We start from the raw sequence: 26,256 nt of genomic DNA, 5'->3' as shown, positions 1-26,256 counted from the left end.
GCGCCGGCGTGTTCGGCGCATGCCGGCGTCGCCGGCAGGTCAGGCGTTACAGGCAGCTATTGATGTCGCTCGCGGCAGCGCCGCCCGCGGCGCCGCTGCCCGCGCGAAAGCCGACCCAGGTCTTCGCGTTGCCCGAGGGCGCGGGGCGCACGACCGCGGCTGCGCCGTTCGGCGGCTGCTGGCCCGGCACGTAGACGTCAGCGGCGAGACCGTTCGCGAGCACTTCCTGCGTGACGACCTGCTGCTGCGCCTTGTCGGCCCAGGTCTTCGCGATGCAGGTTGCGACGTCCTGCGCAGGCTTCTGGCTCTGTCCCACGTTTTGGACATCGGTGCCTGCGGCGCTGGCCGAAGTTGCCACCGAAGCTGCCATGATCAATGCGATGAACGGTGAGTATTTCACGTTATCTCCCTCTGGTCGTGATTCGTGAATCGGGTTTCAACGGGTACTACGATCCAGTCTGAGTGCGCATCGTCGGCGATGTTCCGACGATTCGGAAACAAGATGTTAAGGAGCTTGCCAATCGCAACCGGGTGCGTTGCGCACGTCGCGAGAGTGTCGCAGCGAGATTGCTGCGGCGCACACACACGCGCGACGACCCGGCGTCGCCGAGGCCGCGCGCATGCTTGCGGACGAATGGGATGAATGGATTGGCGCTGCGAAGGAGTGAAGCGGGGAATTCGGTGCGACCCGTCGCGCCGGATGCGGCGCGCTTTTGAAACCGTCAGCCTGCGCCGCGCGGCTCTGCGGCCGCTTGGCGCAGGGTGCATGCTAACGGTGGCCCCGTCGCGTTCGTATTCGTTGAGTTCATGATGGCAAAGGATGCGCTCGATGACTGTTAAGCACGTTCAAATCGACAGCAAAAGATTGTCATAGATTGTTTGGCGCGCGCCGCTCGTTTGACGAGGCAAGCGGCCCTCATTGAACAGACGACGCTTTCAACTCACGGGACCGACGCTTTGGACAGCGAAAGTCGATCTCCGAGCAGTCTTCCTGTCTGACAGGCGGAACGTCCGCCGGCGCTCCCGTTTCATCTTGCCGCCGTTTCGCCTTCGGGCGAACGGTGCGCATCGCGATCATTTCGCTTGCGCATCTCGTGTCGGTGCGTGTCGATGCAGGTGTGTTCGCGGGCATCCGCCGTCTCGTGCAGCGCCGCGCCGCGCCGCGTCACGTGCGATGCGGTACGGCGCGCTTCGTCCGCACCGCGCGTGTCGGTCGATCGAATCGACGTGGCCGAATCAACAGAGCCGCATCGACTAAGCGGTATCAATAAAGCCGCGTGCGATTACGCTCCTCGAGTTCTCGCTCATATTGCTCGGCGTCGAATCCGGCGGGAGCGAGCTTCTTCAGGATCGCGCCCGGCGACGGCAGTTCCGCGCGCGGCACGTGTCGCGACGCATCCCACAGCTGCGAGCGCAGGAATGCCTTCGAGCAATGGAAATAGACGGCCTCGATGTCGACGACGATCGCCGCCTTCGCCGGCTTGCCGTCGACCGCGAACGACGCGAGCAGCTCGGGGGCGATCGACACCTTCGCGCGGCCGTTCACGCGCAGCGTCTCGCCTATGCCCGGCACGACGAACAGCACGCCGATGCGTCCGTTCGCGACGATGTTGCGCAGCGTGTCGACGCGGTTGTTGCCGGGGCGATCGGGGATCGCGAGCGTGTGCGGGTCGAGCACGCGGACGAAGCCGGGGCGATCGCCGCGCGGCGAGCAGTCGAGGCCGTCCGGGCCCGACGACGCAAGCACGATGAACGGCGATTTCGCGACGAACGCGCGGTAGTCGTCGCTCAAATGCGGGATCTCCTTCCAAAGAGAGCGGTCGCTCGGCTTGCCGTAGTGCGCTTCGAGTTGTTCGAGGGTCGTGAGAAGCATCGTTGATCCTGTGTGATCCGGCCGATGGGTTCGTCATTATGCGGGCCGCGCGGGATTCCTGTCTTCGGTGTCGAGGTGCTCGGCCGGCCGGCATTCGGTGCGATCGGGCGCGCATCGGCGGGCGCGGGCTCGACGCGAGCCCGTCGATCGGCCGGCGCGGCTCGCCCGAACGCCGCCGCGCGCCTGGCGCGATCGCCGCGCGGCGACTGCGCCGATCGCGCCGATCGCGCCGATTGCGCACCGCCGCGTTCTCGCGCATATCGGGTCAGTTCGAATCGAACGTGTATGCGCCGTCCTTGCCGCGCGATTCGTTCGCGTGCCGGACGCAGCGCGCGACCACGTTAATCGCGCGGCCGAGCGGCATGCCGACGAGGATGCCCCAGACCGCGAACGACGCGATGACGAAGGCGTTCGTCACGGCCCACGGCTTCGCGGCCGTGACCGCGTAATGCATGTAGGTTTCGGCGGCGAAGGTGAGCATCAGCGTCGCGGCGCTCTTCACTCGAGGCGCCGACGCGCGGCGTCGCCCGGCGGCGAGGCGAAAGCGAATCGATAAACGGAATGCGCCAGATTCGCCGTCCGCGCGCGGCCGATCAGAGCCGCTTGCGTCGCAGGCGGGGAGGATGCGCCGGCATGACCGCCTCGGCCTCGGCGCGCAGCTCGTCGGCCTCGTTCGCGGTTCGAACCTTGCGCTGCGCGCAACGCAGGCATGCGTCCGCCCGGGCTTGCAGCGCCTGAATGAGCGGAGGCGTCAAATCGACTCCGCCGAGCCGATTTTTCCAATCGTCGACTTCGCGCGCCCGGGCGCGAAGCCAGATCGACCGTTCATCCGGGGTTTTGCTCGACACCCCGGTTTTGACGATGCGCTTGCGTAGTGTCTCGATCTGATTCTCAAGTTCGTCTTTCATCGCGCGCCAGCCGGATTCGCAGCGGGGAATTATCCGCCGATGCGATCGCCGGCGCCATGCGCCATGCGCGAGCGCGCCGCTCAGCCCGTCTTGCGCGCCGGCGCGAAGCGCCGCCTCACGAACGCGGCCGGATGCGCGCGGCGGAAGCGTTCGCGCTTGTGCTCGTCGTCGAAGTGGCGCAGCGCCGGCTTCACGAGATCGCTGCGCGACACGATGCCGACGAGCCGCATCGTGTCGGGATCGGTGACCACGGGCAGGCGCTCGAGCCGATGCACGGCGAGCCGCGTCGCGACGAGGCGGCACGTTTCGTCGGCGAGCGAGAAAGGCGGGGCGCGGCGCGGCAGCAGGTCGGCCACCGGCAGGTCGGGTACTCGTGCGTCGGCCACCCGCGCGTCGGCCACCCGCATGTCGGTCACCCGCATGTCGGCCACCCGCATGTCGGCCATCGGCTCTCGCTTCGCTCGCCCGTCACTCGCCCGCATTTCGCCGCCGCTTGCATCGCCCGCGTGCGCGTCGCCGCCGCGATCGAGCGTCGCGCGATCGAGCAGGCCGATCAGCACGCCGTCGCGCACGACCGGATAGGCGCGGTGCGCCTGCGTCGCGCCGAAATACCGCGCGCGCACGACGCCGACACTCAGGTCCGCGTCGATCGTGACGACGTCGCGCGTCATCACTTCGTCGACGTAATGACGCTCGAGCGGATCGACGCCGTATTCGCGATAAATGTGATAGCCGCGCCGCGCGATCTTCTCGGTCATGATCGAGCGCTTCATCACGACGGTCGCGAAGCCGTGCGCGACGAGCGTCGCCGCGAGGAGCGGCAGCAGCGCGTTCGCATCGTGCGTGAGGCCGAGCGCGAAGACGATCGCGGTGAGCGGCGCGCCGAGCGTGGCGCCGAGCGTCGCGGCCATGCACACGAGCGGCCATAGCGCCGGCTCGCCGCCCGGCAGCACGGGCCCGAGCAGCGTGCCGAGCCCCGCGCCCAGCATCAGCAGCGGCGCGAGCACGCCGCCCGAGGTCCCCGAGCCGAGCGCGATCACCCAGATCGCGGCCTTGACGACGAGGATCGCGAGCGCGAACTGCAGCGCGATGTTGCCGTGAAGCAGATCGCCGATCACGTCGTAGCCGACGCCGAGCGCACGCGGCTCGATCAGCCCGCCGATCCCGACCGCGAGGCCGCCGATCGCGGGCCACCACATCCAGTGGACGGGCAGCTTGCCGAACCAGTCCTCGGTTTTGTAGAGCGCGACGGACAGAGCGCATGCGAGCGCGCCCGACAGCAGCCCGGCCGCCGCGCACGAGCCGAGCGCTGCGGCCGACGGCGGCGCGGTCACGAGCGGAAACAGCGGCCCGACGCCGAAGAACGCGGCCCGCGCGAAGCCCGCGACCGCGCAGGCGAGCGCGACGGGCAGGAAGCTGCGCGGCCGCCATTCGAACAGCAGCAGCTCGACGGCGAGCAGCACGGCGGCCACGGGCGTGCCAAACACGGCGGTCATCCCGGCCGTCGCGCCCGCGACGAGCAGCGTCTTGCGCTCGGCCGCCGTCACCTTCACGAACTGCGCGATCAGCGAGCCGATCGCGCCGCCCGTCATGATGATCGGGCCTTCGGCGCCGAACGGCCCGCCGCTGCCGATCACGATGCCGGACGCGAGCGGCTTGAGCACCGCGACCTTCGGCGACATTCGGCTCTTGCCGAACAGGATCGCCTCGATCGCTTCGGGAATGCCGTGGCCGCGGATCTTCTCCGAGCCGAATCGCGCGATCAGCCCGACGACGACGCCGCCCGCGACCGGCACCGCGGCCGCCCACGGCCCGAGCGTGTTCAGCGCGGGCGAGCGGTCGGCGAACGAGAGCCGCTGGAAGAAGAACAGGTTCGTGAACAGATGGATGAGGCTCAGCAGCGCGAACGCGGCGAACGTGCTGAGCACGCCGATCGCGAGCGCGAGGAGCGCGATGCGCGGCAGTCTTGCGTTCGTCGCGAAATCGCGTTTGTGTGGATCGGCGATGCTCATGATGTCGGCGGAGATTGCGTTGATTGTCGGATCAGTAATCGATTTGCGGCACCTGGAACGCGCCGCGCAGCGATTTCAGCTCGGCTCGGTGCAGCTCCGCGAGCCGGGCCAGCACGCGCTCGCCCGCCGGCTCCAGATGCACTTCCACTTGCCGCCGGTCGGTTTCGCTCGTCTTGCGCCGCACGAGGCCGAGCGCCTCGCAGCGCGTGACGAGCGCGACGACGCCGTGATGCTGCGCCTGCAGCCGCTCGGCGAGCTCGCCGACCGTCGCCCAGTCGCGCTCCGGATAGCCCTTGATGTGCAGCAGCAGCAGGTATTGCAGCGGCGTGATGCCCTCGCTTTGCGCGGCCCGCTCGGAGAAGCGCTCGAAGCGCCGCATCTGGTAGCGGAATTCGGAAAGCTGGGCAAAATCCGCCTTGCGCAGCTCGCGTGCCGGTTTCGTCATCGACGCTCCAACGTGATCGGAAAGCGCGAAAATATATCATGTTGTGACGTATTTGGGCGGTGTCCGGCGCGTTCGTGCTCATGGTGTCGAGTCCCGTCTCGGTTTTCTTCGCTTCGGCTCTCTGCGCTTACGCGGCGAGCCGCTCCTGAGATTGCCGGTAGAGCCCGGCGATCAGGTCCGCCTGCGTGACGATGCCGGCGAGCTTCTGCTCGGCGTCGACGACCGGAATGTGGTGGTGGCCGTGATCGGCGAAGAGCGGCACGAGCTCGGCGATCGGCGTGGTCGTGCGCGCCGTGCGCACGCGCGCGCTCATCACCGCGCGCGCGACGAATGCCGGGCCGACGAGCGAGCGCGGCAGCCGCGCGGACAGGTGGCGCAACAGGCCCGGCGTCGCGTGCGGCGCGGCCTTCGACAAGTCCGCGCGCGTGACGATGCCGACGACGCGCGCATCCGCGTCGACCACGGGCAGCGCCTTGATCCGGTGCCGCTCGAGCAGCGTCAGCGCGGCGGGCAGCGGCGTGTCGGGCGCGATGCTGATCGGGTGGCGCGACATGATGTCGGCGCACGACAGTTCGTCGAACGTGCGCGCATACGCGCGCAGCTCGGTTTCGCGCAACAGCGATTCGAGGTCTTCCGGCGCGACATCGAGCCATTCGCCGCGGCTTTTCAGCGCCGCTTCGAGATCGGCGCGCACGAAGCGCGCGTGCAGCGGCGTCGCGGCGGCGTGCGCGTTCGTCTCGGGCTGCTTGCGCGCGCCGCCGTGCGGATAGCGGTGGCCGGTGAGCGCGTGATAGACGAGCGCCGCGCCGAGCAGCGCCGTCGATTGCAGCGCGATCGGCTCGACGACGAAGCGAAAGCCGAGCGCATGCACGGCCGGGCCGCCGACGACCGCCGTCAGCGCGACCGCGCCCGACGGCGGATGCACGCAGCGCAGCGCGAACATCGCGCCGATCGCGCACGCGATCGCGAGCGACGCGGCGAGCACGGGATCGGCGATCCACCGCGCGCACGCGACGCCGACCATTGCCGCGACGAGGTTGCCGCCGATCAGCGACCACGGCTGCGCGAGCGGGCTCGCCGGCACCGCGAACAGCAGCACGGCGGAGGCGCCCATCGGCGCGACGAGGAGCGGCATGTCGCCCGGGATGCCCGGCAGCGCGCGCATCGTCACGCCGACGCAGCCGATCCCGGCGAGCGCGCCCGCGCACGAACGCAGGCGCTCGCGCCAGCCGAGCGTCACGGGAATCGGGACGAAGCGCAGGAGCCACTGAAAGAGGCGATGACGAAACGCGTGGGACGAAGACAAGGTCGGAGTGCCGTAACGTAAATGGAGGGTGCGCCGATCGGTCGCGCGACGAACGCGAAATTATATGTCATTGTGATATAAATTGCCGACCCCGACGATGGCGGGGCCGGCCGTCGGTGTTTCAGGATGCGGAAAATGGGCGCGAGCGAGCGCGCCGGCGCGCATCGGCGTACAATTCGCCCGAACTGATCTCGACGAATCACGACATTTGCCGCCCGCGATGCCCGCACCTAGCCTGTCTCATGGCCCGCGCATCCGGTCGATCAGCCGTCCCCGGCCGCGCTCGGCGGCGCCAGCCGCGTCTCGCCGGCCATCGTTTCCCATTCATTCCCGAAGCCAATCCCCATGGACATGCTCGATAACATGCGCCTGTTCGTGCGCGTCGTCGAAGCCGGAAGTTTCACCGCGGTCGCGAAGGAAATCGACGCGACCACCGCCCAGGTGTCGCGCGCCGTCTCGAACCTCGAAGCGCACGTGCAGACGCGCCTGCTGCACCGGACGACCCGCCATCTCGGGTTGACGGAAAGCGGTCAGCGCTACTTCGAACGAGCGAAATCGATTCTCGCCGAGATCGACTACGCGAACGCCGAGGCGCGCAACGCGCTGCTGCGGCCGAGCGGCAAGCTGCGGATTCACGCGATGACCGGGCTCGGGCAGAGCCACGTGGTGTCGTCCATCGTGCGTTATCAGGAAGACAACCCGGACGTGTCGGTCGAGCTCACGCTCGCACAGCGGATGCCGAACCTCGTCGAGGAGGGCTACGACGTGTCGATCGTGTCGGCGTCGCACTTGCCCGATTCGGGCTACGTCGCGCAGACCTGCGGGACGAGCTGCAGCGTGCTCGTCGCGTCGCGCGAGTATCTCGCGCGGCACGGCACGCCGACGACGCCCGAGGATCTCGCGAAGCACGTGTGCCTGCGGCTCGATACGCCGGCGTCGCCGGGCGGCGAATGGCGGCTCGAGCGCGACGACGGCGACGAGACCGTGTACGCGTTGCCGCCCGCGCCGTTCCAGGCGAACGTGCCGGATGCGCTGTCGGTGGCCGTGCGCGCGGGGCGCGGGATCGGCTCGATCGCGCTGTACACGGCGCTCGACGACATCCGCGCAGGGCGGCTCGTGCGCGTGCTGCCGAACTATCGGCTCGACACGCTGAGCGTGTACGCGGTCTATGCGACGCGCCGCTATCTCGATGCGAAGATCCGCACGTTCCTCGATCACCTGCGCACGACGCTCGCGCCCGCGCTCGAGAACGATTTGAAGGAACTCAATCGGCTGAACGGCGCGGCGGCGGGGAAGAAGCTGCGCGAAGTCGCGTAGCCGTTGCCGCGGCGGTGAGCGTATCGCGCATCATGCGCCGCGCGCCGGATGACGCGCGGCGCGATCAATCCGATCGAGACGACTAGGCGATCGAGCCGGGCGGCGACGTGCAGGGACGTGCGGCTCGTTGGCCGTCGCGCACGGAAGGCCGGCACGGTGCTTCGAGCCGCTCGTGGCAGCGAGCGGCTCGAAGCACGCTCGAAGCACGCTCGAAGCACGCTCGAAGCACGCTCGAAGCACGCTCGAAGCACGCTCGAAGCACGCTCGAAGCACGCTCGAAGCACGCTCGAAGCACGCTCGAAGCACGCTCGAAGCACGCTCGAAGCACGCTCGAAGCACGCTCGAAGCACGCTCGAAGCACGCTCGAAGCACGCAGGCGCGATGGCCGCTCTATCCGCCGCCGATTCTTTCCGGCAACACGAACCGCGGCGCGTAAGGGCGCGCGACACGCGATGTAAATCCAAGCTTGCCCGCCGCCATCCGGGATCGGCGCGAAGCTTCCCGCGGAACGCCCGAGCCGGCGATGCGTGTCAGTGCGTGACCGACAGGAACAGATAGGCGGCGAACAGCGACAGGTGCACGACGCCGTGCAGGACGGTCGTGCGCCCCATGCTCAGCGTCAGCGTGCTGACGAGCAGCGTGAGCGACAGCAGCACCGTCTCCATGCCGCCGATGCCGAGCGTGAGCGGGTCGCCCGTCCAGATGAACACGGCGGCGACGGTCGGAATCGTCAGGCCGATGCTCGCGAGCGCGGAGCCGAGCGCGAGGTTCATGCTCGTCTGCAGCCGGTTCGCGCGCGCCGCGCCGACCGCGGCGAGCCCTTCCGGCAGCAGCACCAGCGCGGCGATCACGATGCCGACCGCCGCTTCGGGCGCGCCGAGCCTGAACACGGTGCGCTCGACCGCGGGTGACAGGAGCTTCGCGAGCAGCACGACCGAGACGAGGCTCACGAACAGGAACACGATGCTCATGAGCGCGGTGCGGCCGCTCGGCGGCACCGCATGGATGGATTCGTCGGCACTGCCGTCGATCAGGAAGTAGTCGCGGTGGCGCACCGTCTGCACGAACACGAACATGCCGTACAGCACCAGCGACGACACGCCGGCGAACGCGAGCTGCGACGTCGACAGCCGCGGGCCGGGCGCGGCGCTCAGGTAGTTCGGCATCACGAGCGAGAGCACTGACAGCGACGCGAGCACCGCGAGCGCCTTGGTCGCGCCGCGGCCCTGGAAATCCTGCTCGCCGTGCTTCCAGCCGCCGACGAGCAGGCACAGCCCGACGATCCCGTTGCAGACGATCATCACCGCGGCGAACACCGTGTCGCGCGCGAGGCCCGATTTCTCGGGGCCGCTCGACAACATCACGGACACGATCAGCGCGACCTCGATCACGGTGACGGCGATCGCGAGCACGAGCGTGCCGAACGGCTCGCCGACGCGGTGCGCGACGACTTCGGCGTGGTGAACGGCGGAGAACACGGCGCCCGCGAGCGCGGCGGCGACGAATGCGATCGCGAAGCCTTCGGCCGGCACGACGCGCGACAGCGCGAGCACCAGCCAGGCGGCGAGCGGGGCGATGAGCGTCCAGCGCGGGAGGGCGGGCGAAGAGATCGGCATGGCGGGTCCTTGGTCGTGGCGGGGCGCGAGCAGGGATTCTAACAGGCGGTCCGGCACCGAAATCCGGCGTGCGGGCCGTGCGGCGCTTCGGCGAGCGGCCGGCGGACAGGCAAAAGAAGCGCCGCCGTCATGCCGCCGATGCTTGCGCGGACGGTAAAAGTGCCTTGCGGAACGGCCCGCGAATACTTCTTTATTGTCGACCGACTGGTCGGTTTATAATTCGCGCTCGACAACGCAGAACGACATCACTCCATCGGAGGAGCGACCCCAATGACTCGACCGTCCCACCCGGCCGGCGCACTCGAGCCGATCGAGACCGCGAGCCGCGACGAGCTGCAGGCGCTGCAGCTGTCGCGGCTCAAGTGGTCGTTGCGCCACGCGTACGACAACGTCGGGCACTATCGCCGCAGCTTCGACGCGGCGGGCGTGCATCCGGACGACCTGACGACGCTCGCCGATCTCGCGAAATTTCCATTCTCGACGAAGGCAGACTTGCGCGACAACTATCCGTTCGGCCTGTTCGCCGTGCCGCGCGAGCAGGTGGTGCGCGTGCACGCGTCGAGCGGCACGACGGGCAAGCCGACGGTTGTCGGCTACACCGCGCGCGACATCGACATGTGGGCGAACGTGACCGCGCGCTCGATCCGCGCGGCGGGCGGCCGGCCCGGCGACACGCTGCACAATGCGTTCGGCTACGGGCTCTTCACGGGCGGGCTCGGCATTCATTACGGCGCGGAGCGGCTCGGCTGCATGGTCGTGCCGATGTCGGGCGGGCAGACGGAGAAGCAGGTGCAGCTCATTCGCGATTTCGAGCCGCGAATCATCCTCGTCACGCCGTCGTACATGCTGAACCTGCTCGACGAAATGGCGCGGCAGGGGATGGACCCCGCCAAGTCGTCGCTGGCGATCGGCGTGTTCGGCGCGGAGCCGTGGACGCAGGCGCTGCGCGACGAGGTCGAGGCGCGCGCGGGCATCGACGCGCTCGACATCTACGGGCTGTCCGAGGTGATCGGGCCGGGCGTCGCGTGCGAGTGCATCGACACGAAGGACGGGCCGACCGTCTGGGAAGACCACTTCTATCCGGAGATCGTCGATCCGGCGACGGGCGAGGTGTTGCCCGACGGCAGCGAGGGCGAGCTCGTGTTCACGTCGCTCACGAAGGAAGCGCTGCCCGTGATCCGCTACCGGACGCGCGACCTGACCGCGCTCCTGCCGCCGACCGCGCGCGCGATGCGCCGGCTCGCGCGGATCACGGGCCGCTCGGACGACATGCTGATCATCCGCGGCGTCAACGTGTTTCCGAGCCAGATCGAGGAGCTCGTCGTCGCGCTGCCGCAACTGTCCGGCCGCTACCAGCTGACCGTCTCGCGCGACGGGCACATGGACCGGCTCGACGTCGCGGTTGAGCTGCGCGCCGACGCGCTGGCGGGCGCGTCGGAGGGCGCGCGCGGCGACGCCCGGGCGGCGCTCGCGCACGAGCTGCGGCACCGGATCAAGACGATGGTCGGCGTGTCGGCGGGCGTCGCGGTGCTGCCGGCGGGCGGGATTTCGACGACCGCGACGGGCAAGGCGAGGCGCGTGATCGACACGCGCGGGAAGGCGGCGTGAGCGGCGCGTGACGGCAACGGGTGACGTCGGCACGCAAAGTCGACGCATAAAGTCGACGCGTAAAGTCGACTCATAAAGGCGGCGTGCAAGGGTGATGCACGAAGCCGACACGCAAAGGGGATGCGTAAAGGCGACGTGCAAAGGGTAAAGTCGACACGCAAAGGCAACACGCAACACGCAACGGCGGCGGGAATGCCGAGGCCGTCCGGGCGGCTCGGCCGCCGTGCGTGCCGTCGGCCGCGGCGCGGCGAGCATGCTCTACAATGGCGCGGCCGCGCGAGCGGCGCCCCATAACCCTTCTTCGTTCTTCCCGCTTCCCGATGATCGTCGACCGCCTGATCTCCGAAATCCTGTTCGGCTTCACCGGCCTCATGGGCATCATCAATCCGTTCGGCATCGCGTTCCTGTTTCTCGAGCGCACCGAGTCGCTGACCGAGGCGCAGCGCGCGGCGCTCGCGCGCAAGGTGGCGATCAACGCGTTCATGGTGCTGCTCGCCGCGTTCTTCGTCGGCACGCCGATCCTGCATTTCTTCGGAATCTCGCTCGAGGCGCTGCGCATCGGCGGCGGCCTTGCCGTGGCGGTGGCCGGCTGGCAGATGCTCAACGAGCCCGACGTGCCGAGCGGAGGCGATTCTGCGGCGAAGCCCGTCGAGCCGCGCAACGCGATGGCGCGCGCGTTCTTCCCGCTGACGATTCCGCTGACTACGGGCCCCGGCTCGATCGCGACCGCGATCGCGCTGAACGCGAACCGCACGCACAAGCTGTCGGAGTTCCTGCTGTCGAGCATCGTGTCGGTGGCGGTGTCGGCGCTCGCGGCGCTCGTGATCTGGCTCACGTACAGCCGCGCCGCGTTCCTCGCGCGCTACCTCGGCACCGAAGGGACGAAGGTCGCGATGCGCGTGTCGGCGTTCCTGCTGCTGTGCGTCGGCGTGCAGATCATGCTGACGGGATTTTCGGAATTCTTGCAGCCGATCGCCGACCAGATGAAGTGACGGCATGGATCGATGCGGCGCGCGGCCGGCGCGGGCGCGCGGGAAACGGCGTGACGGCCGGTCGGCGCGCGTACGAAAGGCCGTGACGGGCAGCCAGACTCGGCCTCGCATCAAGGCGCGTTGCGCGGCCGGTGCGAGCGCGCGTGCGACTCACGCAACGCGCGGCCGGTTCGGCCCGCTTGGGACGGCGCTTAGCGCGCGGCCGCGAGCATCGGATACGTGAACAGGCCGAAATGCGCGAGATTGAGCCCGACGTGCGCGAGCACCGCGGCTTGCAGTCCGCCCAAGCGATACGCGATTCCGTAGCCGATGCCCGCGACGGTCGCGAGCGCGACCCACTGCCAGCCGCCCGCGGCGTGCGCGGCGCCGAACAGCAGCGCGGCCGCGACGAGCGCGACCGCGCCCGACGCCGGTACGCGATTCGCGAGAAGGCGGCTCAGCCCGCCTTGCAGATAGCCGCGGAACAGCGCCTCTTCGGCGAAGCAGACGAGCAGCAGATTGTTCGCGAACCAGAGCCATGCCGATTCGGGCCACTTCGGCGCCCAGCCGACGAGGCCGACGCCGAGCGCGAACACGAGGCAGACCGCCGACGTCGCGATCGCCGCGACGATGCCGGTGCGCCATGCGCGCGCGCGATCGTCGATCGGCTGCAGCCACGGCAGCGCCCACAGCAGCCAGAAGCCGACGAGCGGCTTGTCGAGATTCAGGTACATCGAGAACGGCACGGCGTCGGGCGTGTAGCGCACGGGGCCGATCACGCGCGGGTTGTGAAAGCCCGGCAGCCAGTGAAGCATCAGCGCGATCGCGAGCACGACGAAGACGGCGTGTCCCGCGACGCGAACGGCCGCGTGGCGCCGCGGCGCGGCCGCGTATGCGGCGGCTGCGAGGAGCGCGATCGGAGCGAGCGCGACGGGCGCCATCAGGCCGGTCGCGAACGCGCCCGCATAGCCGAGCGCGCCGAAACCGAGGCTTGCCGCGCGCAGCTTAGGAAACCAGACGGCCGCGAGCGCGGCGACAAAGAGTGCGGCCCACGGAGCCGCGAGCCAGAAGGTGTTGCCAGACATGAATAGAACCACGAATGATCTGATGAAAGGCCGCACATCATAACGCGATTGGAATCGCGGGCCGCCCGCGCGGCTTCGTTCGACGCGCCGTTTGTCCGAGCAACTGCCGTCGACGCCGCGCGCGGGCGACCGGCGACGGCGCCGCGACGCTGATTTGAGGCGCATCGGGATCATGGCCGCCGAGGCCACCGTATCGCCGCGCGGCGCGGCGCGAGCGCGACGGCGGACGCCGAGTGTGTGCGGGCCGTCTCCGTTGCCTCTGCCGTTGCCGCCGCTGGCGTCGGCGAGAGCCTCGCGACACGGCGTATTGCGATTGCGTGGTGGCTCGCGGCGGCGGCGATATTCTGGATGCGATGCGATGCGATGCGATGCAGCGCGGTGTGGCGCGGTTCGCGCGCGGGCCGCGCCGCGCCGCGCCGCGTATCGAGGAGGGAGCGATGAACGAGATTGTGCGGGAATCCGTGCTGACCTGCCCGCACTGCGGCTTCGCGCGGCGCGAGACGATGCCCGAGGACGTCTGCCTGTTCTATTACGCATGCGGCGCGTGCGGCGCGCTGCTGCGTCCGAAGCCGGGCGACTGCTGCGTGTTCTGCTCGTACGGCTCGGTGCGTTGCCCGTCGATGCAAAGACGATCGCAAGCCGAGGGGCCGGATCGGGCGTGACGTCGGGCGGCGCGGACACTGACGTCAGCGCCGCCGCCGCGGTCCGGCTCGACCCTGCGCGCGACGTTGCCCGAATGCCGGCGCGGACGACGCGCTGCACGACACGGCGCACGCGAAGGCGCGCGCCGCGCGTGCGGGCAGCGTCTGCGTGCGTGCGCGCCGCGCGAGCGCGGAATCGCTCACGCCGCGGGCTTTTCCCCGACGACGAACTCGAACGACGCGACGCCGTCGACGCCGCCCGTCACGCGGTCGCCCGGCTGCAGCGCGGCGACGCCCGCCGGCGTGCCGGTGAAGATCAGGTCGCCCGCGCGCAGCTCGACCGCGCGCGACGCGTACGCGATGACGTCCGGAATCGGCCAGATCATGTCGGCGAGATCGCCCTGCTGGCGCGTTTCGCCGTTGACCGCGAGCCAGATCCGTCCGCGCAGCGGATGGCCGATCGACGCGACCGGAAGGAGCGCCGTCAACGGGCCCGATGCGTCGAAGCCCTTCGCCCAGTCCCACGGGCGGCCGGCTTTCTTCGCCTGCGCCTGCAGATCGCGCCGCGTCAGGTCGACGCCGACGCCGTAGCCCCACACGTGATCGAGCGCCGCGTCGGCGGCGATCGCGCGGCCGCCGCGGCCGATCGCGATCACGAGCTCGATCTCGTGGTGCAGGTCGGACGTGAGCGTCGGATACGGCACCGTGCCGCTCGCGGGCACGATCGCATCGGCCGGCTTCGTGAAGAAGAACGGCGGCTCGCGGTTCGGATCGGCGCCCATCTCGCGCGCATGGTCCGCATAGTTGCGGCCGACGCAGAACACGCGGCGCACCGGAAAGCGCGCGGCGGAGCCGGCGACTTCGACGGACGGAGCGGCGGGCGGCGCGAAAACGTAATCAGTCATCTTCTGGTCTCGGAAAAGGGTTCGGAAAGCGAAAGCGCAAGCGGCGGCCTTCGCGGGCGGGACGTCCGCTCGTGCGTCGCGGCGGGCGTCGTCGACCCGTCGACGATACCAATGCGGCGCGCACGCCGATGCGACGGATGTGTCGCGTTCATGGACAAAACTACGACGCGCGCGGTTTCGCGGCCCTCCGGGCCACGCTTTTCGCCGCGCCGGCCGCGCCAGCCGCGCTGTTCGCCTCGCGGTACTCCTTCGGCGACACCCCGACGCACGCGCGAAACCGCCGCGAGAAATAGCCTTCGTCGCGAAACCCGACCGCGTGCGCGATGTCGGCGATCCGCCGCGTCGTGTGCGCGAGCAGCGACTGCGCGAGCGCGATCCGCCGCTCGGTGACGAGATCGGTGAACGTGCTGCCCGTTTCCTTGCGGATCAGGTGCGCGAGGTAGTTCGGCGACAGGAACGCCGCGCGGGCGGTGCCCGCGAGCGTCAGCTCGTCGTTCGTCAGGTTCGCGCGCACGTGGCGCAGCACGCGCGCGAACGCGTCCCGGCGGCCCGCGCGGTGCGCGCCGCTTAGCGCGAGTTTCGTGAGCGGGCCCGCGTACTGCGTGCAGACGAGCCCGATCAGTTGCAGCAGATAGCCGCGCAGCAGCGGCACCGAGCCGAACGTGCGCGCGCGGTCGGCCTCGAGCATGCGCTGCGCGAGGCGGCGCGCGTCGTCGAACGCCGCGCCCGTCAGGATGAAGTCGAGGTGCTCCTGGAAGCGGAACGGCGCGAGCTCGGGCGCGCGCTGCGCGGATACGTCTTCGAGATCGAGCGGGTCGACGTCGAGATCGGCGCGCAGGAACGTCTGCGAAAAATTGATCACGACGAAGTGCGCGCCCGGCGGATGCGCAATCAGGTGCTCGCGGTACGGCAGCACGAACGCGAGCGCACCGCGCGGGAACGCCCGCGTGAGCCCGCCGATCTGCTGCTCGGTGTCGCCGCCGAGGTTGAACTGGATCTGGAAGTACGCATGCCGGTGCGGCTCGGTGATCGCCTGGCGCGTGGCCTCGTCGCGGATGTAGAAGTCGAGGCGGTCGCTGCGCTCGGGCATCGCGTACGTGCGCGGCTTGGCTGGGGTGGGCGGCATGGGCGGTCGGGGCTGTCGTGATGCGGATGGTGCGGTCGGCCGCGCGCGGCGGCGCGGCGGGCAATCGTCGAATTGTCGCAAAAAAGGGCCGCGGGGGGAGCGGCATGGGCCGGCCGCGTGTTTGGGCGCGCGGCGGCGGGCGCGCTCGCAGCTTGCTTGCATCGGCGTCGCGTCGGCGCGGGATGACGCGCAGGAACGCCCGCCATCCGATCCCGAAACGGTTCCACCGCGTTTTCCAGCACGTGCAACGCCCGCGAAGCCGCGTATCGTTGTGAGTGGTTGTGAGTGCGTCCCGCAAACAACGGAATAAAACAAGCGCGGTGATCGTTCTCGTACACATGGGGCGCCGTCCGCCGCGGCGTGCGCGCGACGCCCGGACCCGACTGGCGCGCCGCCCGGAGGCGGAAATGAAATCGACGCGGATACTTTCGGTCGTATGCGCGCTGCTCGCGCTGATGCTGTCCGCGGGCTGCGCGTCGTCGGACGACATGTCGCCGTCCGGCCATGCGGCGCCGGCGAGCGGCTACGGCCGAGGCAGTGGCGGCGGCGGCTATTGAACGACGGCGCCGCGCGTGAGCTTCGAAACGGACGTCGTCGGCTGGCTGCCGCAACTGCGGCGCTATGCGCGCGCGCTGACGGGCGACCCCGCATGGGCCGACGACCTGGTGCAGGACACCGCCGAGCGAGCGCTCGCGCGGATGCGCGCGTTTCGCCCCGACAGCAACCTGCGCGCGTGGCTGCTGACGATCCTGCGCCATTTGTACATCGACCAGTTGCGCGCGCGCCGCGAATTCGCCGTCGACGACGACGAGGGCCCGTGGCGCACGCTCGAGGCGCCGGCGGGCCAGGTGGACGCGCTCGTGCTGCGCGACGTGCAGCGGATGCTGTACCGGCTGCCGCTCGAGCAGCGCGAGGTGCTGCTGCTCGTCTGCGTCGAGGAGCTGAGCTACCAGGAGGCGTCGGCGGTGCTCGGCGTGCCGGTCGGCACGGTGATGTCGCGGCTCTCGCGCGCACGCGAGCGCATGCGCGCGCTGCTGACCGACGCGCCGCTTCGACGGCCGGTGTCTTTCACAACGATGGGACATCATCGATGAGCGACGATTTCGATTCCACCGTCGCGCCGGATTCCGACGAGCCGGGGCTCTTCTCGCTGTCGGCGTTCGTCGACGGCGAGCTGCACGAGGCGGAGCGCCGCGCGGTTGCCGAACGGCTCGCGGGCGATTCGCGCGCGGCCGGCGTCGTGTCGCACTATCGCGCGCAGCGTGCGGCGCTGCGCGCGCTGTTCGCCGATCCCGTCGCGCAGACGAGCGGCCCGTGCATCGTGCTGCGCGTGCGCACGCCGTGGTGGCGGCGCGCCGCGCTCGCGGGCGGCGCGCTGGCGGCGGGCGTCGCGCTCGGCTGGCTGGGCGGCGCGTTCGCGCCCGAGCTCGCGCCGCGGTTCGCATTACCGTTCGCCGCGCCCGCGGCCGCGCAGACTGCGTTCGCGCGCCAGGCGAATCTCGCCTACGCGGTCTACGCGCCCGAAGCGCGGCACCCGGTCGAAATCGCGGCCGGCCGCGACGGCGCGCTCGGCGCATGGCTGTCGGCGCGCGTGGGCCGGCGGATCGCCGCGCCGTCGCTCGACGAATACGGCTTCGCGCTGCTCGGCGGCCGGCTGCTGCCCGGCACGGCCGGCCCCGCCGCGCAGTTCATGTACGAAAGCCCCGCGGGCGGGCGGCTCGCGCTCTACGTCAGCGCGTCCGCGCAGCGCGAGACGGCGGTCCGGCTGCTGCGCGACGGCGAGCGGCGCACGTTCTACTGGGTCAGCGACCGCACCGCGTATGCGCTCTCGGGCCAGATCGCCGAGGACCGGCTGCGCGCGATCGCGGTCGACGTCTGCGGCGAGCTCGGCGGCCATCCGGAGCAATGGCGGTAGGCGCGAACCGGGGCCGGCGTCGATGCCGGGAAGAGTCGATCATGGGTGCCGCCGGTTCATGCGCGAAAGTCGTCGCGATGCTCGTGTGCACGGTGATCACGGCGCTCACGGCGAGTGCGGCGCTCACGGCGAGTGCGGCGCTCACGGCGAGTGCGGCGAGTGCGGCGAGTGCGGCGGGCACGCCCGCGAACGCGGTTGCGACCGCGACCGTGGCCTCGGCCGATTCGGCAGCCGCCGAGCCGGCCGGCGCGCTCGACGCGTCGCGGCGCGCGGTGCCGCGCTACCGGCTCGAACCGCAACGCTCCGGGCTCACGTTTCGCGTCGACAACTTCTGGCACGCGCACCTGACGATGCGTTTCACGCGAATGCGCGCGGAACTGATCGGCGGCGACGACGATCTCGTCGCGAGCCGCGTCGACGTGACGGTCGATGCGGCGAGCCTCGGCGCGAACGTGCCGTTCGTCGCCGCGCTCGTGAAGGGCTCGGCGATGCTCGACGTCGCCCGCTATCCGGAGATCCGCTTCGTCGGCACGCGTTTCGAGCGCACGGGCGCGACGACGGGCCTTTTGTCCGGCGAGCTGACGATCCGCGCGACGACGCGGCCGATCACGCTCGCCGTCCGGTTCGCGGCCGAACCGCGGAGCGGAGATTGGCGCGGCGGCGAGCGCGGCGACGTGCGGCACGCGGGGCGGCGCGAAGCCGCTTCGCCGGGCACGAACAGGCGCGACGCCGGCGCGCGCGAAGCCGATTCGCCCGACGCGAACGTGCGCGACGCCGATTCCCGCAGCGCCGTTCATGGCGGCGCGAATCCGTACGGCGGCGAGCGGCCCGACCCGGTTGCGCGCGGCGCCGGCGCCGATCCGCGCGACAGGTTTTCGCGCGACGCGCCGGGCGCTGCGCGCACGCTCGCGTTCGTCGCCGACGGCCACTTCAGCCGGTCCGCATTCGGGCTGTCGCGCTGGCTGCCCGCCGTCGGCGACGACGTGCGGATGCGGATCGACGCCGAATTCGTCAGCGAGCGCGCGAATCCGTAGCCGGCGCGCCCGTTTTTTTCGTTGGAGGAGAGTCATCATGATGAAGATTTTGCTGATCGCGATCGCATGCGCGGTGCCCGCCTTGGCGCTCGCGGAGCCGCCGAAGGCGGCGAACGGGATGGTCGTCGACGACGACGGCATGACGCTCTACACGTTCGACCGGGACACGATGCCCGGCAAGAGCGCGTGCACGGGCGGCTGCGCGGCGAACTGGCCGGCCGCGCTCGCCGACGCGTACGACAAGCCGGGCGGCGACCTAGGCCTCATCGCCGCGGCGGGCGGCAAGCTCCAGTGGACATACAAGGGGCATCCGCTGTATCGCTTCTCGGGCGACAGGAAGCCGGGGCAGCACAACGGCGACGGCTTCGGCGGCATGTGGCACGCCGCGAGGCCGTGACGGGCGAGGGCGGGTGAGGGCGGGTGAGGGCGGGCCGCGACGGATGAGCGCCGATCGGGTGCGTCGGCGTCGGCCGTTCGCGCATGCGTGCGGCCGACGCGTTCGAAATCGCCGCCAACCCCGCCAACCCACCGGGAATGGCCGATCGTGTCGGTTGCGGCGGCCGGGAACGATCGTGAAGGCGGTATCGGCCAGGCCCCGGCCATGATGCGCGCGATGCGCGCCGGTGTTGCTTCGCGTGTGCGGCCGACGCGCTCGCTCGATCGCGCGACGCGAACCGGTGGCGCGCACAGGGCGGCCTCGCTTGCGTCACGAGCGCGATGCCCGCAAGTGTGCCCACGGGAGGCGTGTTCGGCCGACGATCGGGTTGCCGCGTCGAAGCGATTCTTGCGCGAGCGGTCGGACCCGAAAACGATCTAGACCGAGGGCGGCGCGCGTTCTGTGCGGATGGCCATCGGCGCCGCGAGCGCCTGCAGCCGGACACGGCGCACGGCAAGCGGCCGGGAGGGAGCGATGAGCGACGCAGGTTGGATGTCCGTTCATGGAGCTCGATTCGCCGCTCGCATAATCTCCTATATTCCCGTGTTACCCGTTTATCGACTAGCTGCTTAATGAATCAATTTCCGTGAGACGGCGCGCGAAATCGGATTGATAAAGTAGTTGAAAACCATGATGCCGATTCTCTTGCAATTCAGTTTTTGCTGCTTATTCTTCGTAGGCATGAGCTGTTTTTCAGACGAGAAGAAACGATCGGCTCGCCTTATCCGTGCGGCGCTTACCGGGGGATTTCGCACGCTGAATAATGACTGACGCAACGCGTGTCAATTCACGAAATTTGATGAGGGCAAGCCGCGTATGTCGATGCGCCGGGGAACGCCTGGTCCGGCCAATTTAGAGGTGTAGCCGGTTCGGCGCCATGGGCGGGAATCCAATTTTTCCATTCGTACAGACTCCGCCGAATTCGATATGGGCGCGTCCGCGGCGCGATTCGCATCGCGAGTCGAAGCGCCGGTTCGCCGGCGCTTTGCGGCTTGCTTGACGCCGGCGAACCGGACAGCGCCGAGCGGTTTCTCATCGCTCGCGCTCCAGACGTTCGGCCGTCCGTTTCCGCCGCGTGTATTTCAAACGGAACCGGGCTGAATGGTTTTTTCGTGCGATAGCTTCATTGCGCCGCCGCGGATTCGAGATGGGCAGCACTACTCGTTAAAAGGCTATTCCGGCGGACATCTCTGTCTGCTTCGGTGACGGGGATTTCCATCGCAAGGATTCAGTTTGATCGATTTACTCGCACTCAATGATTCGGTTTTCCCGTCATGTCGATCGGCTGATCGCCTATCGGGCCGGGCGTCAGTCCTCCTGAAAAAAATCGGCCCCGCAACTCCAGCGGCAATTCATTTGCGGAGGTGAGCGATGAGTACTCCATGGCTTCCACCCTATTTGGGCTCGTGGGACGATCTGGTCAAGGCGCTGCTTCATAATCCGTCCCTCGGCGGCGGGCATCCGCACCATTTGCGCGCGCACCTCGCCGCGCGAGCGTCGGAGCCGCCGCCGACCCCGTGGTTTGCCGCCGACCCCGAACCGAATCCCTGGTCGCCCGCAACGTCCTTTCTCATCTCGGCGATCGGTCTGAACCAGGTCGCGCGCCAAATGCCGGAAGGGCAGCCTCGCCGCGATCTGTCCAGAAGCGTCGACGTCGCCATCGCCGATTTCATCGACGATTGGTGCGGCACGCGGCCTCCCGGCCACCCCTGGCCGTGGCCGGGACCGAACCCGCTGACGGCGACCCTGGTGTCGGAGCTTGGCGTCGCCGCGCAATCGTTCGACGGCGCGATGCGGGAGGAGGTGCTTCAAGTCGCCGGGCGGATCGTTCAGAAGTCGTTTGCGCCCGAAGCAGCCGGCCAGTGACGATGCGACAAAGCGGCCTTCGCGGTTGCTTTGTCGATCGCAAGTGTTTCGGCGCGCGCTCCGAAGGGCAAATGGCGCGGGCGTCGTCGCGCTCGCGTCTCGACCGCCGTTCATCGATCTCGGATCGTCGGATCGTCGGAGCGACGGGCTTGTCCTGCGCGATCGCATCGCCGTGCCCGACGATCATCCGCGCGAGCGTCATTGCGTCGACGAATCCGCAAGCCGGGCCGTGGCCGCGCTCGGCGCGAGCCGCTCGCGCGCGGCGAAATGAAAACGGATTCCGGCGTTGCGACGATGCGTTCGCCGAGTGAGGGGCTGCCGGCCGCCTGAAGCCGGCGATCGCACGGGTCGAACCAGAACCACGGCGGCTGCTCGAGACGCGCCGGGCGCTCGCCCGCACGCCGACGATCGCCATGACGCGCTCGCTCGTCACGTGTTCACGCTTCAACCGGAATGCGGCCTGCGTCGATCCGCGGCGGATGGGGGCGCGGCTGATCGCGCATCGGCGCGCCGAGCGGGCGCGGCGGCCGTCGCGAACGTCGATGCGAGGCTGCGTCGGGCATTCGATCGCATGGCTCATCGGGGGGCCGTCGGCGGGGGCACGCGCTCGCGCGTGCGGCGCCCGTCGCTCGTACGCGTTGGCGTCGGCCCCGTAAATCGCCAGCCTGATGCGACGAGCGAGGCGACCGTATCGGCGCGACGCGCATCGGGATCGGCCGGCCATCGCGACGAATCAAGCGACGAATCAAGCGACGAATCAAGGATCACGAATGCCCGCCGCCGCCGCCGGAAAGTGGCGGCGGCCCCACAGATCGCGCGGCCATGCTAACTGTCCGATTACAAGCTTGTATATAATAATCATTCTCATTTACAAAACCGCATCCCGGCGCGACGGTCCGGGGGGATCACGTCCATGCCGGCCAACACTCTGCCTTTGCAGCGAGAGATCGCTGCGCTCTACACGGGCCATCGCGGCTGGCTGCACGGCTGGCTGACGAAGAAGCTCGGCTGCGGCGATCGCGCGGCCGATCTCGTTCACGACACGTTCATCCGCCTCCTCGCGCGCGACGAGCCAATCGACGCGGCCGAGCCGCGCGCGTTCCTGACGACGGTCGCGCAGCGCGTGCTGTACAACCACTGGCGGCGCGAGCGGCTCGAGCGCGCGTATCTCGATGCGCTCGCGCAGTTGCCGCAGGAGGTCGCGCCGTCGCCGGAGACGCGCGCGATCCTGTTCGAGACGCTCGTCGAGATCGAGCGGATGCTCGACGGGCTGCCCGCCGCGGTCAGGCGCGCGTTCCTGCTCGCGCAGCTCGACGGGATGACGCATGCGCAGATCGCGGCCGAGCTGCGCGTGTCGCTCGCGACCGTCAAGCGCTACCTCGTGAAGGCGGGCGCGCAGTGCTATTTCGCGATCGCCGCATGAGCGGGGCGCAGCGCTCGTGCGGCTCGCCCGCGGTGCCCGCGCCCGTCGCGCGCCGCGCGGTGCAATGGTGGGTCGAGCTCGGCTCCGGGCATGCGACCGACGCAACGCGCGCGCGCCTGGCGCGCTGGCGCGCGGAAGATCCGGCGCACGACGCCGCGTGGCGCCACATCGAATCCGTCAACGGACGGCTCGGCCGCGTCGCAGACGCGCTGAGCGCGCAGGCCGCCCGGGCCGCGCTGTTGCCGCCGCGCTCGCGCGAGCGGCGCGCGGCGGTCAAGGCGCTCGCGGTGCTGCTGTTCGCGGGCGGCGCCGCATGGATGGCCGATGTCGACGCGCCGTGGCGCGCGTGGGGCGCCGACGTGCGCACGGCGATCGGCGAGCGGCGCACGATCACGCTCGCGGACGGCACGACAGTCGTCCTGAACACCGCCAGCGCGATCGACGTCCGCTTCGACGACGCAACCCGCCGCGTGCGCCTGTTGCGTGGCGAGATCATGGTGACGAGCGGCGACGACGCGGCGCGCGCCGTCGCCCGTCCGCTCGTGATCGCGACCGCGCACGGCGACGTGCGGCCGGTCGGCACGCGCTTTTCGGTGCGCGAGCGCGGCGACGCGACGCGCGTCGACGTGTTCGAGGGCGCGGTGCGGATCGCGCCGCTGCGCGCGGCGGGCGACGCGCCATGGGTCACGGCCGGGCACGGCGCGGATTTCACGCGCGACGCGCTCGCCGGGCCGCCGCGCGCGATCGGCGGCGGCGCGGGCGCGTGGGCCGACGGGATTCTCGTCGCGTCGAACCTGCGCCTCGCCGATCTGCTCGCCGAGATCGACCGCTACCGCGCGGGCCGCGTGCGCTGCGACGCGGCGGTCGCGAACCTGCGCGTGTCGGGCACGTATCCGCTCGACGATACCGACCGCATCCTCGACACGTTGCGCGAGACTCTGCCCGTCGACGTCGAATACGTGACCCGCTACTGGGTGACGGTCGTCGCGGCGCGCGAATGAGCGCTTGCGAGCGCTTCGGACAAAAAAATTTCGCCGGGTCTGAGCCGTTTTCGATGTTCGCGTGACATGGGAAGTGAAGGCTGCATTCCACCCATCGTCAACGAGTCATCGATCATGGATTCATTCTGCAATCGCCAATATCGCCAATATCGCCAATATCGCCAGGCGCGCGGCGGCGCGTTCGCCGCCCCGGCGCTCGTGCCGGCCGAACCGGCTGAACCCGCTGAACCCGCTGAACCGGCGGCGCACGCCGCGCGTCCGTCTCGTGCGCATGGCCGCGCGCATGCGGCGCAGCGAAGCGAGCAGCGGCGGAGCGAGGCGCCCGCGCCGCAGTTCGCGCCCCGTCGCATCGTCAAGAGCGTCGCCGCCGCCGCGCTGTTCGCGGCGTTCGCCGCGCCCGCCGCATCGAAGGCCGCCGAGCCGGCCGCCGCGATGCGCGCGTACGACATCCCGGCCGGCCCGCTCGACGCCGCGCTGACCCGCTTCGGCCGCGAGGCGGGCATTCTGTTGTCGTTCCCCGGCGAGCTGGCGGCCGGCTTGCAAAGCCCCGGCCTGCACGGCCGCGCCGACACGGCGGCGGCGCTCGACCGGCTGCTGACGGGCACGGGCCTTGTGGCCGTGACGCAGCCGAGCGGCGGCTATACGCTCGTCAAGCTGTCCGCCGCGCCGGCCGCGCCGGGCGCGGGCGCCGCGCTCGCGGCCGACACGACGCTGCCCACCGTCTCGGTGCGCGCGAGCGGCCTGCACGCGGACAGCTACCGGCCGCCGCGCGAGGCCGCGGGCCTGCGCAGCGACGCGCCGCTCGCCGAGGTGCCGCAGGCCGTCAACATCGTGCCGCAGCAGGTGCTGCGCGACCAGCGCCCGCGCAACCTCGACGACGCGCTCGCGAACGTGAGCGGCATCACGCAGGGCAACACGCTCGGCAGCACGCAGGACACGGTCATGAAGCGCGGCTTCGGCGACAACCGCGACGGCTCGGTGATGCGCAACGGAATGCCGATCGTGCAGGGGCGCTCGCTGAACGCGACGACGGACAGCGTCGAAGTGCTGAAGGGGCCGGCGTCGCTGCTGTACGGGATCATGGACCCGGGCGGCGTGATCAACGTCGTCACGAAGCAGCCGCAGCTCGCGCGCTACAACGCGATCTCGGTGCTCGGCTCGACCTACGGGCACGGCAGGAACGGCGGCGAAGTCACGTTCGACTCGACGGGCGCGATCGGCGATTCGCGGCTCGCGTACCGCCTGATCGTCGATCAGACGAACGAACAGTACTGGCGCAACTACGGCGAGCATCGCGAGACGCTCGTCGCGCCGTCGCTCGCGTGGTACGGCCGCGATACGCAGGTGGTGCTGTCGTACGAGTACCGGCGCTTCCTGATGCCGTTCGACCGGGGCACCGCGCTCGATCCGCGCACCGGCGAGCCGCTCGCGATTCCCGCGCGGCGGCGCCTCGACGAGCCGTTCAACGACATGCGCGGCGAATCGAATCTTGCGCAACTAACGGTCGACCATCGGCTCGCGCCCGACTGGAAGGTGCACCTCGGCTACAGCTACAACCGCGAGACCTACGATGCGAACCAGATTCGCATCACGGCGATCGATCCGCTCAAGGGCACGCTCACGCGCAGCAACGACGCGACGCACGGCTCGCGCAGCACCGACAGCTACGGGATCGCGTACGTCGACGGCCGCGTCACGCTCGCCGGGATGCGGCACGACGTGCAGTTCGGCGTCGACAGCGAATACCGGCGGGTCTATCGCGCGGACATGCTGCGCAAGTCGATCAAGACGCCGTTCAGCTATCTGAATCCGACGTACGGGCTGATTCCGCCGTCGACGACCGTCTCGGCGTCCGACAGCGATCAGAGCGACACGCTGCACACCGCGTCGCTGTTCTTTCAGGACAGCGTTCACCTGACCGACAAGTGGATTCTCGTCGGCGGCGCGCGCTTCGTGCGCTACAGCCAGATCGCGGGACGCGGCCGGCCGTTCCGGGTCAACACGAACCTGAGCGGCACGAAGTGGCTGCCGCGCGCGGGCATCGTCTACAAATGGAACGACGCGCTGTCGCTGTACGGCAGCTACACGCAGTCGCTCAAGCCGACCTCGAAGATCGCGCCGATGACGGGCGGCTACGTGATCGACGGCTCGACCGCGCCCGAGGAGGGCGCGTCGTGGGAGCTCGGCGCGAAGCTCGACATGCCGAGCGGCCTGACGGGCACGCTCGCGTTCTTCAACATCGACAAGAAGAACGTGCTCGTGTCGCAGTACAACGACGCGACGAGCCAGACCGACTGGCGCACGTCCGGCCGCGCGCGCTCGCGCGGGATCGAGCTCGACGTGTCGGGGCGGATCGGCGAGCGCTGGAACGTGATCGCGAGCTATGCGTACATCGACGCGAAGACGACCGAAGACCCGCTCTACGCGGGCAACCGGCTGTGGAACGTCGCGCGGCACACGGCCTCGCTCGCGGCCGTCTACGACGTGGGCACGGTGTTCGGCGGCGACGATCTGCGGATCGGCGCGGCGGGGCGCTACGTCGGCGCGCGGCCGGGCGATTCGGCGAACAGCTTCACGCTGCCCGCGTACGCGACCGCCGATGCGTTCGCGACCTACGACACGCGGATCGGCAAGCAGAAGCTGCAGTTCCAGCTCAACGTGAAGAATCTGTTCAACCGGACTTACTACCCGTCGAGCGTGAACCGCTACTTCGTGTCGATCGGCGACGCGCGGCAGGTGTCGCTGCTGACGACGCTGCAGTTCTGAGC

Annotated in this window: 23 protein-coding genes and 2 pseudogenes; 13 read left to right on the top strand and 12 right to left on the bottom strand. The window is 69.8% G+C overall.

Annotated elements, in window-relative coordinates; genetic code table 11:
* Positions 1 to 46: 46 nt before the first annotated feature.
* The 8 genes and pseudogenes from WS91_RS06345 to WS91_RS37210 all read right to left on the bottom strand — a co-directional run bounded on the left by WS91_RS06345 (position 47) and on the right by WS91_RS37210 (position 6,868).
* On the bottom strand, positions 47 to 316 hold the full coding sequence (locus WS91_RS06345; protein WP_317135480.1) for a hypothetical protein: 270 nt from the start codon (positions 314 to 316) through the stop codon (positions 47 to 49).
* Positions 317 to 1,264: 948 nt separating this feature from the next.
* Positions 1,265 to 1,873, bottom strand: a complete 609-nt coding sequence (locus tag WS91_RS06340) for a pyridoxamine 5'-phosphate oxidase family protein (RefSeq protein ID WP_059582384.1) — start codon at positions 1,871 to 1,873, stop codon at positions 1,265 to 1,267.
* A gap of 265 nt (positions 1,874 to 2,138) precedes the next feature.
* Positions 2,139 to 2,366, bottom strand: a pseudogene (locus WS91_RS06335) (hypothetical protein); the annotation flags it as partial.
* Positions 2,367 to 2,466: 100 nt separating this feature from the next.
* On the bottom strand, positions 2,467 to 2,781 hold the full coding sequence (locus WS91_RS06330) for a hypothetical protein (RefSeq protein WP_059646643.1): 315 nt from the start codon (positions 2,779 to 2,781) through the stop codon (positions 2,467 to 2,469).
* An 80-nt stretch (positions 2,782 to 2,861) separates the two neighbouring features.
* The gene (locus WS91_RS06325) at positions 2,862 to 4,793 is read right to left on the bottom strand and encodes a chloride channel protein (protein ID WP_059669952.1); all 1,932 of its coding nucleotides are present in this window, start codon (positions 4,791 to 4,793) and stop codon (positions 2,862 to 2,864) included.
* Positions 4,794 to 4,824: 31 nt separating this feature from the next.
* Positions 4,825 to 5,238 (bottom strand): MarR family winged helix-turn-helix transcriptional regulator, encoded by a 414-nt coding sequence (locus tag WS91_RS06320; RefSeq protein ID WP_038746834.1) that lies wholly within the window; start codon positions 5,236 to 5,238, stop codon positions 4,825 to 4,827.
* A gap of 127 nt (positions 5,239 to 5,365) precedes the next feature.
* Complete coding sequence (locus tag WS91_RS06315; protein ID WP_059669951.1) at positions 5,366 to 6,544, bottom strand: HPP family protein; 1,179 nt, start codon at positions 6,542 to 6,544, stop codon at positions 5,366 to 5,368.
* A gap of 60 nt (positions 6,545 to 6,604) precedes the next feature.
* Positions 6,605 to 6,868 (bottom strand): annotated as a pseudogene (locus WS91_RS37210) (hypothetical protein).
* A 21-nt stretch (positions 6,869 to 6,889) separates the two neighbouring features.
* On the opposite strand from WS91_RS37210, the gene WS91_RS06310 reads away from it, so the two are divergent.
* The gene (locus WS91_RS06310) at positions 6,890 to 7,861 is read left to right on the top strand and encodes a LysR family transcriptional regulator (RefSeq protein WP_038746831.1); all 972 of its coding nucleotides are present in this window, start codon (positions 6,890 to 6,892) and stop codon (positions 7,859 to 7,861) included.
* A gap of 530 nt (positions 7,862 to 8,391) precedes the next feature.
* Here WS91_RS06310 and WS91_RS06300 read toward each other — a convergent pair.
* Complete coding sequence (locus WS91_RS06300; RefSeq protein ID WP_038746828.1) at positions 8,392 to 9,477, bottom strand: calcium:proton antiporter; 1,086 nt, start codon at positions 9,475 to 9,477, stop codon at positions 8,392 to 8,394.
* A gap of 270 nt (positions 9,478 to 9,747) precedes the next feature.
* On the opposite strand from WS91_RS06300, the gene paaK reads away from it, so the two are divergent.
* On the top strand, positions 9,748 to 11,085 hold the full coding sequence (paaK, locus tag WS91_RS06295) for a phenylacetate--CoA ligase PaaK (protein WP_038746825.1): 1,338 nt from the start codon (positions 9,748 to 9,750) through the stop codon (positions 11,083 to 11,085).
* Positions 11,086 to 11,405: 320 nt separating this feature from the next.
* On the top strand, positions 11,406 to 12,077 hold the full coding sequence (locus WS91_RS06290) for a MarC family protein (RefSeq protein ID WP_038746822.1): 672 nt from the start codon (positions 11,406 to 11,408) through the stop codon (positions 12,075 to 12,077).
* Positions 12,078 to 12,268: 191 nt separating this feature from the next.
* On the opposite strand, the gene WS91_RS06285 is transcribed toward WS91_RS06290, so the two are convergent.
* Positions 12,269 to 13,177, bottom strand: a complete 909-nt coding sequence (locus WS91_RS06285; protein ID WP_331458235.1) for a CPBP family glutamic-type intramembrane protease — start codon at positions 13,175 to 13,177, stop codon at positions 12,269 to 12,271.
* 401 nt (positions 13,178 to 13,578) lie between these two features.
* Between WS91_RS06285 and WS91_RS06280 the strand changes: the two genes are divergently transcribed.
* Positions 13,579 to 13,803: a GDCCVxC domain-containing (seleno)protein gene (locus WS91_RS06280; RefSeq protein WP_038746973.1), complete on the top strand. Its 225-nt coding sequence runs from the start codon at positions 13,579 to 13,581 to the stop codon at positions 13,801 to 13,803.
* Between the two features lie 179 nt (positions 13,804 to 13,982).
* On the opposite strand, the gene WS91_RS06275 is transcribed toward WS91_RS06280, so the two are convergent.
* The gene (locus WS91_RS06275) at positions 13,983 to 14,687 is read right to left on the bottom strand and encodes a fumarylacetoacetate hydrolase family protein (RefSeq protein ID WP_038746816.1); all 705 of its coding nucleotides are present in this window, start codon (positions 14,685 to 14,687) and stop codon (positions 13,983 to 13,985) included.
* Between the two features lie 160 nt (positions 14,688 to 14,847).
* A complete protein-coding gene (locus tag WS91_RS06270) occupies positions 14,848 to 15,777 on the bottom strand; it encodes a helix-turn-helix transcriptional regulator (protein ID WP_059669948.1) in 930 nt (309 codons plus the stop codon).
* Between the two features lie 443 nt (positions 15,778 to 16,220).
* On the opposite strand from WS91_RS06270, the gene WS91_RS32325 reads away from it, so the two are divergent.
* The 9 genes from WS91_RS32325 to WS91_RS06215 all read left to right on the top strand — a co-directional run bounded on the left by WS91_RS32325 (position 16,221) and on the right by WS91_RS06215 (position 26,254).
* Positions 16,221 to 16,370, top strand: coding sequence for a hypothetical protein (locus WS91_RS32325; protein ID WP_156432304.1), 150 nt, complete (start codon positions 16,221 to 16,223; stop codon positions 16,368 to 16,370).
* A gap of 15 nt (positions 16,371 to 16,385) precedes the next feature.
* Positions 16,386 to 16,907 (top strand): sigma-70 family RNA polymerase sigma factor, encoded by a 522-nt coding sequence (locus tag WS91_RS06260; protein WP_038746811.1) that lies wholly within the window; start codon positions 16,386 to 16,388, stop codon positions 16,905 to 16,907.
* Complete coding sequence (locus WS91_RS06255) at positions 16,904 to 17,728, top strand: anti-sigma factor family protein (RefSeq protein WP_059669946.1); 825 nt, start codon at positions 16,904 to 16,906, stop codon at positions 17,726 to 17,728. Before WS91_RS06260 ends, WS91_RS06255 begins: the two co-directional genes overlap by 4 nt.
* A 41-nt stretch (positions 17,729 to 17,769) precedes the next feature.
* Positions 17,770 to 18,762: a YceI family protein gene (locus tag WS91_RS06250; RefSeq protein WP_059669945.1), complete on the top strand. Its 993-nt coding sequence runs from the start codon at positions 17,770 to 17,772 to the stop codon at positions 18,760 to 18,762.
* 37 nt (positions 18,763 to 18,799) lie between these two features.
* Positions 18,800 to 19,159, top strand: coding sequence for a COG4315 family predicted lipoprotein (locus WS91_RS06245; RefSeq protein WP_059582346.1), 360 nt, complete (start codon positions 18,800 to 18,802; stop codon positions 19,157 to 19,159).
* A gap of 1,410 nt (positions 19,160 to 20,569) precedes the next feature.
* Entirely contained in the window at positions 20,570 to 21,064 is a 495-nt protein-coding gene (locus tag WS91_RS06240) for a hypothetical protein (RefSeq protein ID WP_156432303.1), read from the top strand.
* A 913-nt stretch (positions 21,065 to 21,977) separates the two neighbouring features.
* Positions 21,978 to 22,487, top strand: a complete 510-nt coding sequence (locus WS91_RS06225) for a sigma-70 family RNA polymerase sigma factor (RefSeq protein ID WP_038746793.1) — start codon at positions 21,978 to 21,980, stop codon at positions 22,485 to 22,487.
* A complete protein-coding gene (locus tag WS91_RS06220; RefSeq protein ID WP_038746790.1) occupies positions 22,484 to 23,488 on the top strand; it encodes a FecR domain-containing protein in 1,005 nt (334 codons plus the stop codon). Before WS91_RS06225 ends, WS91_RS06220 begins: the two co-directional genes overlap by 4 nt.
* 66 nt (positions 23,489 to 23,554) lie before the next feature.
* Positions 23,555 to 26,254, top strand: coding sequence for a TonB-dependent siderophore receptor (locus WS91_RS06215; RefSeq protein ID WP_156432302.1), 2,700 nt, complete (start codon positions 23,555 to 23,557; stop codon positions 26,252 to 26,254).
* Positions 26,255 to 26,256 lie beyond the last annotated feature (2 nt).

The organism is Burkholderia sp. MSMB1498 (genome assembly GCF_001526245.1).
GTDB lineage: Bacteria > Pseudomonadota > Gammaproteobacteria > Burkholderiales > Burkholderiaceae > Burkholderia > Burkholderia savannae.
The sequence above is the reverse complement of the archived record's forward strand: the minus strand, read 5'-3'. Positions and strand labels throughout refer to the sequence as shown.

Coding starts and splice junctions, on each gene's coding strand:
- WS91_RS06320 (WP_038746834.1), bottom strand. CDS start 5,238: ATGACGAAACCGGCACGCGAGCTGCGCAAGGCGGATTTTGCCCAGCTT.
- WS91_RS06270 (WP_059669948.1), bottom strand. CDS start 15,777: ATGCCCGAGCGCAGCGACCGCCTCGACTTCTACATCCGCGACGAGGCC.
- WS91_RS06330 (WP_059646643.1), bottom strand. CDS start 2,781: ATGAAAGACGAACTTGAGAATCAGATCGAGACACTACGCAAGCGCATC.
- WS91_RS06280 (WP_038746973.1), top strand. CDS start 13,579: ATGAACGAGATTGTGCGGGAATCCGTGCTGACCTGCCCGCACTGCGGC.
- WS91_RS06225 (WP_038746793.1), top strand. CDS start 21,978: ATGCCGGCCAACACTCTGCCTTTGCAGCGAGAGATCGCTGCGCTCTAC.
- WS91_RS06250 (WP_059669945.1), top strand. CDS start 17,770: ATGGGTGCCGCCGGTTCATGCGCGAAAGTCGTCGCGATGCTCGTGTGC.
- paaK (WP_038746825.1), top strand. CDS start 9,748: ATGACTCGACCGTCCCACCCGGCCGGCGCACTCGAGCCGATCGAGACC.
- WS91_RS06255 (WP_059669946.1), top strand. CDS start 16,904: ATGAGCGACGATTTCGATTCCACCGTCGCGCCGGATTCCGACGAGCCG.
- WS91_RS06325 (WP_059669952.1), bottom strand. CDS start 4,793: ATGAGCATCGCCGATCCACACAAACGCGATTTCGCGACGAACGCAAGA.
- WS91_RS06340 (WP_059582384.1), bottom strand. CDS start 1,873: ATGCTTCTCACGACCCTCGAACAACTCGAAGCGCACTACGGCAAGCCG.
- WS91_RS06300 (WP_038746828.1), bottom strand. CDS start 9,477: ATGCCGATCTCTTCGCCCGCCCTCCCGCGCTGGACGCTCATCGCCCCG.
- WS91_RS06240 (WP_156432303.1), top strand. CDS start 20,570: ATGAGTACTCCATGGCTTCCACCCTATTTGGGCTCGTGGGACGATCTG.
- WS91_RS32325 (WP_156432304.1), top strand. CDS start 16,221: ATGAAATCGACGCGGATACTTTCGGTCGTATGCGCGCTGCTCGCGCTG.
- WS91_RS06275 (WP_038746816.1), bottom strand. CDS start 14,687: ATGACTGATTACGTTTTCGCGCCGCCCGCCGCTCCGTCCGTCGAAGTC.
- WS91_RS06215 (WP_156432302.1), top strand. CDS start 23,555: ATGGGAAGTGAAGGCTGCATTCCACCCATCGTCAACGAGTCATCGATC.
- WS91_RS06310 (WP_038746831.1), top strand. CDS start 6,890: ATGGACATGCTCGATAACATGCGCCTGTTCGTGCGCGTCGTCGAAGCC.
- WS91_RS06245 (WP_059582346.1), top strand. CDS start 18,800: ATGATGAAGATTTTGCTGATCGCGATCGCATGCGCGGTGCCCGCCTTG.
- WS91_RS06220 (WP_038746790.1), top strand. CDS start 22,484: ATGAGCGGGGCGCAGCGCTCGTGCGGCTCGCCCGCGGTGCCCGCGCCC.
- WS91_RS06290 (WP_038746822.1), top strand. CDS start 11,406: ATGATCGTCGACCGCCTGATCTCCGAAATCCTGTTCGGCTTCACCGGC.